The 15,757-nt window shown below is 40.5% G+C and carries 13 protein-coding genes; 8 read left to right on the forward strand and 5 right to left on the reverse strand.

What is annotated here, in order from left to right; all coding sequences use genetic code 11:
• The first annotated feature begins 15 nt into the window (after positions 1 to 15).
• From AC3KZC_RS15805 to AC3KZC_RS15820, 4 genes are all read left to right on the forward strand, one after another.
• Positions 16 to 1,110: a polyamine ABC transporter substrate-binding protein gene (locus AC3KZC_RS15805; protein WP_490579709.1), complete on the forward strand. Its 1,095-nt coding sequence runs from the start codon at positions 16 to 18 to the stop codon at positions 1,108 to 1,110.
• 66 nt (positions 1,111 to 1,176) lie between these two features.
• A complete protein-coding gene (locus tag AC3KZC_RS15810) occupies positions 1,177 to 2,283 on the forward strand; it encodes an ABC transporter ATP-binding protein (RefSeq protein WP_490579708.1) in 1,107 nt (368 codons plus the stop codon).
• On the forward strand, positions 2,280 to 3,182 hold the full coding sequence (locus AC3KZC_RS15815; RefSeq protein ID WP_490579707.1) for an ABC transporter permease subunit: 903 nt from the start codon (positions 2,280 to 2,282) through the stop codon (positions 3,180 to 3,182). The genes AC3KZC_RS15810 and AC3KZC_RS15815 overlap by 4 nt, the downstream gene beginning before the upstream one ends.
• Entirely contained in the window at positions 3,183 to 4,001 is an 819-nt protein-coding gene (locus tag AC3KZC_RS15820; RefSeq protein ID WP_490579706.1) for an ABC transporter permease subunit, read from the forward strand.
• Between the two features lie 305 nt (positions 4,002 to 4,306).
• Here the strand turns inward: AC3KZC_RS15820 and AC3KZC_RS15825 are convergent, their stop codons facing one another.
• From AC3KZC_RS15825 to AC3KZC_RS15840, 4 genes are all read right to left on the reverse strand, one after another.
• Complete coding sequence (locus AC3KZC_RS15825; protein ID WP_490579705.1) at positions 4,307 to 5,995, reverse strand: EAL domain-containing protein; 1,689 nt, start codon at positions 5,993 to 5,995, stop codon at positions 4,307 to 4,309.
• A 103-nt stretch (positions 5,996 to 6,098) separates the two neighbouring features.
• Positions 6,099 to 6,911: an ion transporter gene (locus AC3KZC_RS15830; protein ID WP_490579704.1), complete on the reverse strand. Its 813-nt coding sequence runs from the start codon at positions 6,909 to 6,911 to the stop codon at positions 6,099 to 6,101.
• A 114-nt stretch (positions 6,912 to 7,025) separates the two neighbouring features.
• Entirely contained in the window at positions 7,026 to 7,721 is a 696-nt protein-coding gene (gene ssb, locus AC3KZC_RS15835; RefSeq protein WP_490579703.1) for a single-stranded DNA-binding protein, read from the reverse strand.
• Positions 7,722 to 7,739: 18 nt separating this feature from the next.
• A complete protein-coding gene (locus AC3KZC_RS15840) occupies positions 7,740 to 9,107 on the reverse strand; it encodes an MFS transporter (protein ID WP_490579702.1) in 1,368 nt (455 codons plus the stop codon).
• Between the two features lie 236 nt (positions 9,108 to 9,343).
• Here AC3KZC_RS15840 and uvrA point away from each other — a divergent pair, with 236 nt between their 5' ends.
• Genes uvrA through AC3KZC_RS15855 form a run of 3 tightly spaced genes read left to right on the forward strand, consistent with a single transcriptional unit; the run spans position 9,344 to position 14,083 of the window.
• Complete coding sequence (gene uvrA, locus AC3KZC_RS15845; RefSeq protein WP_490579701.1) at positions 9,344 to 12,163, forward strand: excinuclease ABC subunit UvrA; 2,820 nt, start codon at positions 9,344 to 9,346, stop codon at positions 12,161 to 12,163.
• 24 nt (positions 12,164 to 12,187) lie between these two features.
• Complete coding sequence (locus AC3KZC_RS15850; protein ID WP_490579700.1) at positions 12,188 to 13,177, forward strand: hypothetical protein; 990 nt, start codon at positions 12,188 to 12,190, stop codon at positions 13,175 to 13,177.
• A gap of 12 nt (positions 13,178 to 13,189) precedes the next feature.
• Positions 13,190 to 14,083 (forward strand): TraB/GumN family protein, encoded by an 894-nt coding sequence (locus AC3KZC_RS15855; RefSeq protein ID WP_490579699.1) that lies wholly within the window; start codon positions 13,190 to 13,192, stop codon positions 14,081 to 14,083.
• 14 nt (positions 14,084 to 14,097) lie between these two features.
• Here the strand turns inward: AC3KZC_RS15855 and AC3KZC_RS15860 are convergent, their stop codons facing one another.
• Positions 14,098 to 14,487, reverse strand: a complete 390-nt coding sequence (locus AC3KZC_RS15860) for an acyl-CoA thioesterase (protein ID WP_490579698.1) — start codon at positions 14,485 to 14,487, stop codon at positions 14,098 to 14,100.
• Positions 14,488 to 14,510: 23 nt separating this feature from the next.
• Here AC3KZC_RS15860 and AC3KZC_RS15865 point away from each other — a divergent pair, with 23 nt between their 5' ends.
• Positions 14,511 to 15,215, forward strand: coding sequence for a 2OG-Fe(II) oxygenase (locus tag AC3KZC_RS15865; protein WP_490579697.1), 705 nt, complete (start codon positions 14,511 to 14,513; stop codon positions 15,213 to 15,215).
• Positions 15,216 to 15,757 lie beyond the last annotated feature (542 nt).

Consider the following 15,757-nt stretch of genomic DNA (forward strand, 5'->3'; position numbering starts at 1 on the left):
ATCGGGAGCTATTTTATGTTAAAACGTAGTTTAACATCGGTTGCACTATCTTTAAGTTTGCTGACTGCTGCTCATGCCAATGCAGAAAGCTTGCATATTTATAATTGGTCAGATTATATCGCCAAAGACACCATTGCGAATTTCGAAAAAGAAACTGGCATCAAGGTTACTTACGATGTTTATGATTCAAATGAAGTACTCGAAACCAAATTATTTGCAGGTAGCAGCGGTTATGATTTAGTGTTTCCAACTGCGCGTCCATTTGCAGGTCGCCATGTCAAAGCTGGCATTTATCAACCTCTTAATAAAGCGTTACTGCCTAATTTAGCAAACATCGACCCTGTAATTTTAAAGTCACTAGCAGATCTTGATCCTAGTAATGCACATTTAACGCCTTACATGTGGGGAACCACGGGGATTGGTTACAACGTTAAAAAGGTAAAAGAGATCTTAGGTGACGACATGCCTTTAGATACTTGGAAACTTATTTTTGACCCTGTCATTGTGCAAAAACTGTCAGTGTGTGGCGTATCACTAATGGATGATGCCACTGAAGTATTTGCTGCAGTTCGCGCTTATTCAGGAAGTGACCCGGCTGACTTTAGTAAAAAAGCTGTTACTGAAGCAACTGAAATTGTTAAAGCAGTTCGTCCACACATTAAATATTTTCACAGCTCCCAATATATTAACGATTTAGCCAATGGTGATAGCTGTGTTGCTCATGGTTACTCAGGTGACTTATTACAAGCACGTGACCGCGCTGCTGAAGCAAACAACGGTGTTGAAGTTGCTTATGTTGTGCCATCTGAAGGCGCAGTGGTTTGGACTGACGTTATGGCCATTCCTGCTGATTCAAAAAATGTCGAACAAGCTCATAAATTTATCAATTATATGATGCGCCCAGAAGTGATTGCTGAAGTCACAAATTTTGTTGCCTACGCCAATGCCAACAAACCTGCAGCACAATTTGTTGATAAAGCCATTGCAGCTGATCCAGGCATTTACCCACCACAAGCAACGCTTGAAAAGCTAATGATTTTAAATACTCCAAATGAAAAGCAAGCACGTGATATGAATCGCTTGTGGACTCGCTTAAAAACAAATAAATAACTAACTTAATCGGCGTGCACGCGCGCCGATTACTTTCACTCAAGAAGACTCGAGGTGCAACGCTAAATGACCGCTGTTGACAAAGTTGAAGTTCCTATCGTTCAGATTAAAAATCTAACGAAGAATTTTGGTACCACATACGCAGTAGATGATATCAATCTAGAAATTCACCAAGGTGAATTTTTTTCGCTTTTAGGTGCATCTGGTTGTGGAAAAACAACGTTATTAAGAATGCTAGCTGGGTTTGAAACCCCAAGCAGTGGCACCATCATTATTGATGGCCAAGACGTCACTAACCTGCCGCCGTACAAGCGCCCTGTTAATATGATGTTCCAATCTTATGCATTATTCCCACATATGACAGTGGCTGATAATATTGCATATGGTTTAAAACAAGAAAAAATGTCGCGCCATGAACGCCAGCAACGTGTTGAAGAAATGATGAATTTAGTGCAAATCACTAAATTTGCCAATCGTAAGCCACACCAACTATCTGGCGGCCAGCGCCAACGTGTTGCATTAGCCCGCTCATTAGCAAAACACCCTAAAATTCTATTACTTGATGAGCCATTGGGCGCATTAGATAAAAAACTGCGTGAAGAAACACAGTTTGAACTAGTTAACATTCAAGAACGCCTTAATACTACTTTTATCGTGGTTACCCATGATCAAGAAGAAGCCATGACGATGTCGACTCGCATCGCATTATTGCACGAAGGTCGCATTGAACAACTCGATACACCACGCCGCATGTATGAATACCCAGCTTCTGTTTACGCTGCAGGTTTTATTGGTTTGGCTAATATTTTTCATGGCGTTGTTAAATCGCAGCAAGATGAATTAGTCACCATTAGCAGTGACGATTTAGGCGCTGATGTACAAATTAGTCATGGCCAACCGCTCGTTGCAGGTATGGATATCAGCATGATTATTCGCCCTGAAAAAATCCAAGTATCAACCGCAGCACCGGATCAAACTAATAGCATTACAGGTGTCATTAAAGAAATTGCATATTTAGGGGATGTGTCGATTTACCACGCCGAATTACCGACGGGTAAACGCATTAAGTTTACTCAATCGAATGTTCAACCTTTGGCTGAACAACCGTTAACTTGGGATCAAACCGTGACCTTGTCTTGGTCACCTTATAGCTGTGGGTTATTAACACAATGATTGCGTTAAAAAACATCAAAATTCGTAGCCAAACAATTGTTTCAGCCATTCCAACCATTTGGCTGACATTGTTTTTTATGCTGCCTTTTTTGTTTGTGCTCAAAATCAGTCTTTCTGAAGCGACACTAGCACAGCCGCCTTATTTGGATCTGGTACGTGATGTTGAAGATGGCTTGGTCACAATCAAAATTAATTTTGCCAATTATGTTTTACTGCTTGAAGATTCGCTTTATTTTAGCGCTTTACTAGGCTCGCTCAAGGTAGCTTTTGTATCAACAATTCTGTGTATTTTTATCGGTTACCCAATGGCTTATGCCATTGCTACCGCTCCGGAAAAATGGCGCACGCCGTTACTCATGTTAATTATTTTGCCATTTTGGACCTCATTTTTAATTCGGGTTTATGCGTGGATTGGCATCTTAAAAAGTAATGGTGTAATTAATAACTTTTTAATGTGGCTCGGGGTTATTGACCAACCTTTAGAAATACTCCATACCTCAACAGCCGTGTATATCGGTATTGTATATAGCTATTTGCCTTTCTTTATCTTGCCGCTTTACGCTACCTTAGTAAAATTAGATGGCTCATTACTCGAGGCGGCCGCTGATTTAGGAGCAAAACCAATTACACAATTTTTCACCATCACATTACCGCAATCGGTTTCAGGCATTTTGGCAGGTGCAATGTTGGTATTTATCCCTGTAATGGGGGAATTTGTTATTCCCGATTTACTTGGAGGTCCAGATACCCTAATGCTAGGCAAACTAATGTGGATTGAATTCTTTAATAATAAAGATTGGCCTGTCGCTTCAGCACTAACTACTGTGCTATTGATTGTATTGATCATTCCGTTCATTTACATGCAAAATTATGAACGCAAAGTTGTGGACGATATTTAAGTGAAAAAGACTAAACTACTCTCAATTATTGTTTTACTGATTGGTTTTGCTTTTTTATATGCACCCATTTTCAGCCTTATCATCTACTCATTTAATGAAAGCCGATTAGTGACAGTCTGGGCTGGTTTTAGTACTAAATGGTATGTTGAATTAGCGCAAAACGAACCCTTGCTCAGTGCTGCATGGCTCAGTGTCAAAATTGCCTTTTTTAATGCTTGGATTGCAGTAATGTTAGGCACGCTTGCCGCGATTGCTTTAGTACGGTTTCCAAAATCCAGAGGCAATAAAACGCTTGAAGTAATGACTACCGCACCTTTAGTAATGCCCGAAATTATTATTGGTTTATCCATGCTTTTACTTTTTGTGGCAATGAAAGACATGTTTGGCTGGCCTGAAAATCGCGGCCAACTGACAATTATTTTAGCCCACAGTACTTTCTCAATGGCCTATGTCACGGTAATTGTACGCAGTCGCTTAAAAAACATGGATCGCTCTTTTGAAGAAGCAGCACTTGATTTAGGTGCACGTCCTTTAAAAGTATTTTTTACCATTACGCTTCCGTTGATAGCCCCCGCACTTGCTGCTGGTTGGTTACTAGCGTTTACGCTCTCGATGGATGACTTAGTGGTAGCAAACTTTGTTTCAGGCCCTGGTGCAACTACACTGCCTATGATGGTGTATTCAAGTGTTCGTTTAGGCGTAAGCCCACAAATCAATGCGCTCGCAACGATTATTATATCAATAGTGAGCTTTGCAGTATTGGTCTCTGGCATTCTGATGTACCGCAAAGAAAAAGCCAGCTTACTGAAACACAAGTAATAATCAGCACAAAACCCACCATGCTAATTTAACACCATTCGCTCTTAAGCGAATGGTGTTATTTCAATATCTAAAAGGCAAATTCATCGCCTTGTTTAACTTGAATACGAGATAATTGAATACGAGCTAGTAAATCGACCTTTTATACCAATCACGATAAGTAAGTGATCAAAAATAGCGTAGGAAAAACGCTTGAGAACAAGGCAGGTTTTTTCGATAAGTAGTTATTCTACAATCAAAAAATCTAACGAAGTTATCGAGTGTTTTAACAAGCTAGGGTGTTCAGTTATTTATTACGATTGGTATTAGGCCTGGCTGAATAATGCCAATTGCTGTAGAGGCTCAGCAAAAAAGTGCCCTTGTGCGCCTTTTACACCTAATTTTTTTAACAGCTCAAGCTCAGCTTTAGATTCGACTCCTGTTGCATAAACATCTACCTTTTGCATTTTCGCTATCTTAATAATTTTTTTGATCTCTTGCTGCTTATTCACGTTGAGCTCTAACTGATGGATTAAATTAATATCTAATTTAATCGCTTTTATATTTAATTGGGTGAGTTGAGTTTTGAATACAAATAGACGTTCAATATTATCTAAAACAATCATCACCTGAGCCTGAGCCAACAATTGTAAAGCCCGAAGTAAAGCCAATGACTGACCAGATAAATCTTTAATGCTAATTTCAAGCGCTATACGATGGGCCATTTTAGCTTGCTGGATCATTGTGATAAGTCGAATTAAATGCTCACTATCCAAGATAGAGGCGCTGTTAATATTCACGCTAACAGTTGAGAAATGTGCTTCATTAGCAATGACCCGAATGATGTGTGCCAACACCTCTTGATCTAATATCTTTTGCTCGTTATCGGCTTCAATAAAAGCCATAAATTGTTTAGCACACAACAACCCCTGCTCTTTATGGCGAATACGCATCAATGCTTCATGCTGCAAAATATCACCATTTTTAAGAGAAAAAACTGGCTGAAACAAAAACAAATATTGCTTTTTTTGTATTATTTCTACAATTTCTTTTGTACTCAACACCGCTAATTGCGTTTGAGACTGGTTGTATAACAAACGGCAATAATGCTGCCAACTATTTGATTTACTGATAGCTAAAGCAGCTTCAGCTAATTGATATACCAATGCCTGATCAACTGCCTTATGATTGCTAACGCGGTAGTTACACGCACCTAGCTTGATATCTTTAGCATCTATCAACCCTTGATATTGCAAACTACTAGAAAGTAATAATTGGTGTAATTTCTTTTCAAAACCATTCAATGTTATTGAGCATATTTCACCAAGGGTGATAGTCATTCGTCCTGAGCGTAAACATTTTAAAGAGCAATGGGTGATATCACTAAAATGCACCCCAATATTCTGCTCGAGCTGCGAGGCAATCACATTAAGATGTACTTCCTCGACACGTATGGGTTGCTGCCACTCGATAATAATAAATAAATTATATTTACTAGCACTTAAACCCAGTAAAGAGTTATTAAGCAATGGCTCTAAAGGAGCAGATAGCTTTTTTTTCACCGCTTTTTTGGCGGTTATTTTTTCGATGTTAAACGGTTTCGCAGTCTGTTTAAGCTGAGCTAACATCAAGCGTTTTCCACCAATATTCATAAGTACAGCATATTGTAACAAGCCAAAGACCGTGAAAATAAAAACATTTAATAACGTAAAAATATGCCAATAACTTACCAATATTGACGGCGTTTCAAAGTGCTGACCAGCAACATAAAGAGTGTTTTTAGCTTCTTGCTGTTGAGGAGGGGGAATTTTTTGATAATGCCGAGCTGAAAATAACTCCACCTGTGCCAACTCAGGCAGGCCATCAGCTTGATTCAATAGCGTGTTAGTTTGTAATTGCTGATGAAATTGCAAATAACTGTGGAGCTGCTGATTAGCGAAACATAGAATTAACAAACAAAGTACGTTCAAACTATAAAACAGCATAGATTGATAACGATTTAAACAAAGTTTCATTAACAACCTTACCAGCAAATTAAATACCTAGAGATGCATTAAGTGTTGTTCAAAAACGAGGGAATACAAGCTATGCAGCAAATAATCTGCATAGCGTGTAAATTTACTTGGCTTGAGATTGCTTGAGCAACTCAGTCATCTGGGCAATTTGCTTTTGCACTTCATTGAGTTGAGCTTGTGTTGCAGGCTTATCACCCTCGGGCATTTGCTCATCAACAAACGCCTGATGCTCGGTATTCATGACTTCTAAAATTACGCCCACCATCATATTTAAAAAGATAAACGCCGTTAAAAATATAAAACTTAAGTAATAAACCCAGCTCAGTGGGTAAACAGTCATCGTTTCATACATCACGTCAGTCCAGTCTTCAAAGGTTGCGACTCGAAATAATGTCAGCATTGCGATTGATACATCGCGCCACAATACTTCGTTAATATCGCTAAACAACATGCTGCCGACAGTGGCGTAAATATAAAAAATAACAAACATCAATAATGCAATGTGGCCCATTCTCGGAATGGCCTTTAGCAATGCATTTACCAGCATTCTGAGTTCTGGCACCATAGAAACCAATCGCAACACTCTGAAAATACGCAACAAGCGCGCAATAAAGACAGAGGAACCCGCCAGCGGTACTAGGCTTCCCACTACAATTAGTACATCAAAAATATTCCAACCTTTAGAGAAAAAGTCTTTAAATCCTTTAGATGCAACATAGCGAATAATAATTTCAACAAGGAAAAACAACGTGATTGCTTTGTCTAACCACAGCAGCGCATTTTCAAACCACACAGGTAACGCATAAGTGTGTGCACCAACACTAATTGCTGATACAACAATCACAAAAATAATAAAAGACTGAAATACTTTACTGTTATCAATTCGTTGAAATAATAACTGTAGCGATTCAAACATTTTAAAACCTCATATAATCAAAAAGCCTCAATACTTATTGAGGCTTAAATTCACATAAAATGTTTATACCGAGTTCAGGGGGCTCAGAACATTTATCTTTGTTTCTAATAAACTTTAGAACGGAATATCATCATCAAAGTCAATTGATGGTTCCATTGGACTTGATGCACCGCCTTGTGGTGAATGTTGCGGTTTAGGCGCAAAGCCACCTTGTTGTGGTGCAAAGCCGCCTTGTTGAGAACCGTAGTTACCTTGCTGTGGTGCGGCTTGTTGTGGCGCAAACCCGCTTGGCTTTTGTTGAGGTGCGTAACCACCTTGCTGAGGTGCTTGCTGCTGAGCATAACCACCTTGCTGCTGCGGTGCTGTTTGTTGCGGAGCAAACCCACCTTGTGGCTGCTGTTGTGGTGCAAAACCGCCTTGCTGAGCTTGTGGTTGGTAGCCACCTGACTGAGCATTTTCGTTGCGACCACCTAGCATTTGCATTTGGCCGGTAAAACCGTCAACTACGATTTCTGTGGTGTATTTTTCTTGCCCGTCTTTATCAGTCCATTTACGTGTTTGAAGCTTACCTTCAACATAAATTTGTGAACCTTTACGTACATATTCGCCAACGATTTCAGCTAATTTGCCAAAAAACACCACACGATGCCACTCAGTTTTATCAACCATTTGACCGGTATTTTTGTCTTTGTAGCTTTCCGCAGTCGCTAAACTAACATTTGCAACAGCGCTGCCATTGGGCATATATCTTACTTCTGGATCTTGGCCTAAATTACCTACCAAGATGACTTTATTTACACCACGTGCCATAGCACCTCTCCTTTATACTTAATTCAGACCAACAACCCGACGAGCTTGTTCAAGGTTAAATGTTTTATCATTTACTTTTAAATAGGTGCGATTTTCTTCCCACACTACAGTTGCTTCGATTACACCATCGAGCTCAACAAGTTTAGCAGCGAGGGCTTCAGCCTGCTGCTCTGTTTCTGTATCTGTGATTAAACTGATTAATTTACTACGAGGCGGAACAATCATTCCCCACGCGATAGCCAGCCATATTACCCCAATCAATGTCGCTGCGGCAAACACTGCTTGCCCTGATTCAACTGATGCAATAAAACCACCCAACATGCCACCTAAAAAGGCACCAAAAAATTGCCCCGAGGAAAACACCCCCATTGCAGAGCCTTTTTGGTTGGCGGGCGCCATCCGCGATACCATCGCAGGCATCGTTGCTTCTAAAAAGTTAAACGCAATAAAATAACCCAGCATAGAAATACCAATACCCCACACCGAATTAGCGGTAAGAGTTAATGTCATTAAGCTGGCTACTAGCAAGGCGATTGATGCGACAAACGTTTGTTTTTCTTTTTCTTTTTTTATCGATACGATCATCACTGGCACCATTAAAACAAATGCCAGAATTAAAACCGGAATATATAACTTCCAATGATTTTGCGCTAAAAAACCATCCGCAATTAATTTACTGGGTAATACAACAAACACAGCTGTAAGCGTTAAATGTAAAAACATAACCCCGATATCAAGCCTGGCTAATTGCGGATCTTTTATTAATTTTTTTATATCGGCAAATACAGCAAGGGTATCACCTTTTGGTGCGCGATTAACTGCGGTGGGTACGACGGTGAGAACAATCACGATCCCACATAATGCCAACGCGGCTGTCAGCCAAAAAATACCGCTAATACCAAAACTGGCTGCAATCATCGGCCCGAGTAACATCGCAAAAGCAAAACTTAGACCAATACACATGCCAATCACTGCCATAACTTTAGGGCGCTGTTCATCTCGACTTAAATCAGCGGCAAGCGCCAGCACAGCACTGGCAATTGCTCCCATGCCTTGAATGGCTCGGCCAAGTGTCATCATATAAATTGAATCAGCGAGCGCAGCAATCAGTGAGCCAACAGCAAACATAATTAACCCTCCAACAATAACGCGCTTACGGCCAAATCGATCTGAAAGCCACCCCATCGGAATTTGTAATAAGGCCTGTGTCAATCCGTACGCACCAATTGCAAGACCCACCCACAAAGGCGAAAAACCTTCAAGCTCTTGGCCATAAATGGCTAAAACGGGCATTAGCATAAACAAGCCTAACATCCGAAAACTAAACACACTCGCTAACGATACTGCGGTACGTTTTTCTAATTGATTAAGTGATGAAGAAGACATAGCACCCAATTGTGAGTTCAAAAATACGAAAATAAGGGCGATATATTAACACAGTTTTTTCAGGTGAGTCTAAAGCCGATTTTTAAATCATTGCCGATGAAACTCACTATGAGCCAAACATTGCGTCATATCCGTAATGTAAACAGTACTCAACTTTTTTCTAAAGTATGCGATACTGGTCGCAAGACCTGATCGAACGTAAATCAGCCACCGTAACATCAAGATTTAGAGAACTCATGGATAATATCGAAGTAAGAGGGGCCCGCACCCACAACCTAAAAGACATCAACCTGACTATTCCTCGAGATAAACTCATTGTGATTACTGGTTTATCTGGCTCAGGAAAATCCTCTTTAGCATTTGATACGCTTTATGCTGAAGGCCAACGTCGTTATGTTGAATCGTTATCATCTTATGCCCGTCAATTTTTATCTCTGATGGAAAAGCCAGATGTGGACCACATCGAAGGCTTATCACCGGCTATTTCTATTGAACAAAAATCAACATCGCATAATCCGCGCTCGACGGTCGGCACAATTACCGAAATTTATGATTATTTACGCTTGCTGTTTGCCCGCGTCGGTGAGCCTCGCTGTCCTCATCATGATTTACCACTGGCTGCACAAACCATTAGTCAAATGGTTGATCAAGTCTTAGCGCTTGAAGCTGATACCAAAGTCATGTTGCTCGCCCCTGTTGTTAAAGAGCGCAAAGGCGAACATGTCAAAACCCTTGAGTCACTTGCAGCCCAAGGGTACATTCGCGCTCGTATCGATGGTCAAGTGTGTGATTTATCTGATCCACCAGAATTAGAACTTCATAAAAAACATACTATTGAAGTCGTTGTTGACCGCATTAAAGTAAAAGATGGTTTACAGCAACGCTTGGCTGAATCGTTTGAAGCCGCATTGGCCCTGTCAAACGGCGTAGCGCAAATTGCCTTTATGGATGAACCCGACAGAGAAGAAATTGTTTTTTCTGCCAACTTTGCCTGCCCTACCTGCGGCTATGCAATGATTGATTTAGAACCGCGTTTATTTTCTTTTAACAACCCAGCGGGGGCATGTCAAAGTTGTGATGGGCTTGGTGTTCGCCAATATTTTGATCCCAATCGTGTGGTGCAAAATCCTGAACTGAGTTTATCAGGAGGCGCTATTCGTGGTTGGGATAAACGCAGTTTATATTATTTCCAGATGCTGCAAGCGGTGGCAAAACATTATAAATTTGATGTTGAAACACCTTTTAATCAGCTCAGCAGTGACGCGCAAAAAGTTATTTTAGACGGCTCAGGTAAAACTGACATTGAATTTCAATACCGAAATGATCGTGGTGATGTGGTATTACGCAAACATCACTTCGAAGGTGTTTTGAATAATATGAACCGCCGTTATAAAGAAACGGAATCAAGCTCTGTCAGAGAAGAGCTGGCTAAATATCAAACCAGTCAAGATTGCCCAAGCTGCCACGGCTCACGTTTACGTGAAGAAGCGCGCCATGTATTTATTGGTAACACTAATTTACCGCAAGTCACCCGCATGAGTATTGGAGATGCCACTGTCTTTTTTGGCCAGCTATTACTCACAGGTCAAAAAGGGCAAATTGCTGAAAAAATCCTAAAAGAGATTCGAGAACGCTTGTCCTTTTTAGTCAATGTCGGGCTCAATTATTTATCACTCGAACGTAGTGCCGATACCCTTTCAGGGGGTGAAGCTCAGCGAATTCGTTTAGCCAGCCAAATTGGCGCAGGGTTAGTCGGGGTCATGTATGTACTTGATGAACCTTCAATCGGCTTACATCAACGCGATAATGACCGTTTACTGGGCACCCTGACTCACTTACGAGATTTAGGTAATACCGTTATCGTGGTTGAACATGATGAAGATGCCATTCGTGCTGCAGATCATATTATTGACATTGGCCCAGGGGCCGGTGTTCATGGCGGCTACGTCATTGCTGAAGGTACCCGTGATGACATCATGAAAAATGAAAAGTCCATTACAGGTCAGTTTTTAAGTGGTGTACGCAAAATTGAAGTGCCCGCTCAGCGTAATCCAACTAACGACAAATGGCTTGAAGTGTTTGGCGCAACCGGAAACAACCTAAAAAATGTCGATTTACGCATTCCTTTTGGTTTGATGACCTGCGTTACCGGTGTATCAGGCTCTGGTAAATCAACATTAATAAACGATACCTTATTCAAAGTTGCTCACACCGTATTAAATGGCGCAACAACCGCTGAAGCTGCGCCCCACAAAGAAGTTAAAGGCCTTGAGCATTTTGATAAAGTGATCGATATCGATCAAAGTCCGATTGGTCGCACACCGCGCTCGAATCCGGCAACTTATACCGGTATCTTTACTGCGATTCGTGAGTTATTTGCAGGCACTCAAGAAGCTCGCTCACGTGGCTACAAAGTGGGTCGCTTTAGTTTCAACGTCAAAGGTGGGCGCTGTGAAGCCTGCCAAGGCGATGGTTTAATTAAAGTTGAAATGCATTTTTTACCTGATGTCTATGTACCTTGTGATGTGTGTAAAAGTAAACGCTATAACCGCGAAACCCTCGAAGTGCTCTATAAAGGCAAAAACATTCATCAAGTGCTTGAAATGACGGTTGAAGATGCTTATGGATTTTTTGATAAAATCCCTGCAATTGCCCGAAAACTACAAACATTAATGGATGTAGGATTGTCTTATATTCGATTAGGTCAAGCAGCCACGACATTATCAGGTGGTGAAGCACAGCGGGTTAAGTTAGCTCGTGAATTATCTAAACGCGATACAGGTAAAACCCTATATATTTTGGATGAGCCAACCACAGGTCTACATTTTCACGATATCCAACAATTACTTTTGGTATTACAACGGTTACGTGATCACGGTAATACCATTGTTATTATTGAACACAATCTTGATGTTGTTAAAACAGCAGATTGGGTGGTAGATTTAGGCCCTGAAGGCGGTGCAGGCGGTGGTGAAATTCTGATTGCTGGCACTCCAGAAGATGTTGCACACTGCGAGGCATCACATACCGGTCGATACCTTAAACCTCTGCTATAGCAGAGGTTTTACTTTGGAGTATTCATGGAACGACTTACTTTTTTAAATAGCTCTATCAGCCATCGACTGGCGCATTATAAAGTTAAACTACAGCATATATGGTTTGCACTTAACACTGCGCAGCGCCTTTACTTATTGTCTTTATTATTACTCCCCACTGAAGACCTGCTACTGATCAGCATCCCAGCTGCACTGGCATTAGCTCTCGAATTCTGGCCACGTTTTGTAACATGTTGGGATTCCATTTTAGGTAAAGCCATCATTTTGCTGATTTATGCCACTATTGCTAATTTTGCGTTAGTTAACGCATCTGGCATAGTTAACGAAATCACCACAGTCTCAGCAGCCCACTTTACTTACAGCCATAATTTCGCCATTTTATTATTTTTGCCAAGCTGGATTGTCGGTATTTCATTTCTTTTTTTATTACTTTTTCAATTCATCATGCCTTTTTACTTATTGGCTCTGTTAGCACTCAAACCTTTTGGCATCAAAGGTGTGCGCTTAATTAGTCGCTGTGAATATCCATTTATTACCGCATTAGTTCGTTTTATTGTTTCGATGATCCTGCTCGTGCAAATTATCACCTTATCGGAGTTTGGGCTCAGTAATGATGCAAAAAAAATCATTGCTGAAGTTGAACAAGGCTTAAATAATGATACAAGCAACGCCACCACCGACACCCCAACAAAAATCGCCACTAACACTGCCAAAAAAGAGCCACTAGAAAAAAACACTGTCAACATCGGCATTATTGATGACTCAAATCCAGACTCAAATGGGATTCAGATTGATTTAAATCAGGATTACCCCAGCATTGCCAAAAGTATCATCGCTGATTTTATTTATGAGCTTGAGGCGGATGAGTTCTCTCGCTGCAAACTTTCTGAAAACGTGAAAGTTGTAGAGCTCAATGACTATGAAATTGTTGAGATTAGTAAAAGTGACACCGCTCAATATGGTTATCAATTTACGGTGAAAAAATGTATTTCACCTGCATTTCCGGCCAATTAGAAGATTCGCATAATGAAAAAAACACCTCAATTACTCACTTACGTTAAACTTACAACGGCAATAAGCATTATCGGCTTTACCAGCCTTGCACATGCAGCGACTACCTCACTGTGGCAAGTAACTAAACATGGCGACTCTATTTATCTTGGTGGTACTGTGCATGTTTTACCGCCAAGTGAGTTTCCGTTACCAAAAGGATTTGAGCAAGCCTATCAAAATACCAATGTGCTGATGCTCGAAGCACAAATGCCAGACAGTAATGATGCAAATGCGCAATTGGCGATGATGCAGCAACTCACATACCCCACAGGACAAAGCCTAAAAACCAAGCTATCTCCTGCTGTCTATCAACAATTAAGTCTGTACTTTACACACTTAGGCGTCGACATTGCGATGTTTGAGCAATTTAAACCCGGATTAGTCGCCATGACCCTGCTTACTTTTGAGCTGCAAAAAGCACAATTACATGGTGAAGGTGTTGATGCCTATTTTGCCCGTTTAGCCAAACAAGATGGAAAAAAAACCATCTATTTAGAGAGCCTTGATTTCCAACTGTCATTATTTTCGGCTTTTGGTGAAGATAATCCAGATGCCTTTATGCAAAGTAACTTAGAGCAAATGCAAGACTTTCAACCCAGTTTTAATAAAATGCTCGCAGCATGGCGCTCGGGGGATTTAAGCGATATTGAGCATTTAATGACCACAGAAATGCAAAAAACCGACCCCAATACTTATGACTTAATGTTTACCAAACGCAACAAAGATTGGATCCCCAAACTCGAAGCGTTATTTAATAACCAAGATAAAGAATTAGTTTTAGTGGGTGCTGCACATTTAGCGGGTAAAAATAGCGTACTCGATTTACTAAAACGACGCGGTTATCACGTCAAACAAGTTCAATTTTAAGTATTTTTAGCGGCTTATATTAAATGAGCCGCTAATGCTTCACGCTCTTGCTCATTTAAAGCCTGTGAACATTTATTGGCAAAATCGTAGCGTACCATTACTGTTTTTCCCTCTGCACAGCACTGCCCGTGCTGCCAAGCTTGCTGCACAATCACAAACGAGCTACCACCTATTTTTTCAATCATGGTTTTAACTTCAACATCTTGGCCATAAAACAGCTCACCTTTAAACGTGACCTCGATTTTAGCGACAATCAAACGCCATTGATGTGGGTTTAAATCTGGAGTAAATATTTTAAAAATAGGAACCCGCGCCGCTTCAAACCACACCGGCAATACGGTATTGTTGATATGCCCTAAAACATCGGTTTCAGAAAATCGTGGGGCAATTTTTTCTATAAACATAAGAATCCTTATAAGGAACGACCATGACGGACTTTATCCGAATTTATGATGGTGCTTTAAGTCCGCAATTTTGTGATCACTTTATCAAAATATTTGAACAAAGCCCGCATTTAAAACAAGGTACAACAAGTGGAGGTGTCGATTTAAAGAAAAAAAACAGTCAAGATTTATATTTAAATATGCACCCAGAATATGCCGAACAGCTAAAACACATTCAACAAACCACTGCCTTGCACTTATTTAATTATCTTGAAGAGCACTTTTTTATTTTAATAGGTGCCTTTGGACTCAAAGTGTATCACCCAAAAACAGGTCAGCCAGTTGATTTAACCGCTGATAATTTTGCCGAAGTCGCCAAACCTCAAATGCACGTTTTAGTGCCGCAACTGTTTCGCTTAGGGAATATCCAAGCGCAAAAATACCTTACTGATCAGGGTGGTTACCCTTATTGGCACAGTGAAGTATATCCGCAAGTAGGACACAATGAAGCTCTACACCGCGTGCTGCTTTTTATGTTTTACCTGAATGATGTTGAAGAAGGCGGGGAAACAGAATTTTATTATCAGCAGCGTAAAATCAAGCCAAAAAAAGGCGATATGGTGATTGCGCCAGCCTACTTTACTCATACCCATCGTGGCTGTATTCCTAAATCCAACGATAAATATATTTTAACCTCATGGGTGCTATTCAATCGTGCTGAGCATATTTATGGCCAACCTTCGCAGTAACGTTGAGACTCAGTCAACATCACACTAAATATTCAGCGAGAATGCAAACGTCATATCCTCATTATCACGCATTGTACCTATGAACTTACGGGATATGGCGCCAACGAACAGATCACATTCAACAACTAATTCTATACCCTATAGATTTCAAGGTGCACGTAGGCGACAAGCACTTGAGCCCTCAATCACATAGATGCACTATGTGATTGAGATGAAGACACTCGGCTAATACTCAAGCATCTTGAAAAACGACGGATATAGGCCCAATCAACCTGAAGATTCGCTGAAACACTGCGTATTCAGGTTGATTGGGTCTATATCACAGAATTATCAGCTCGTGGTAACTCTATAAATCAGGTTAATTAAACGTACCCTGTAATAAACAATAACTTCAATTTGCCCAATGTATGAGTTGGTATTACTTTTATTAGAGCGTATTGCCCTTTTATGTATGTTTTTACAACGTTTTTTGATATTCGCACAAAGCATAGCTGATGATTGTGGTTACTCTGCATAAATCGGCAAGAGTGCTGTAGCAATGC

The organism is Pseudoalteromonas sp. J2K-J031 (assembly GCF_058197095.2).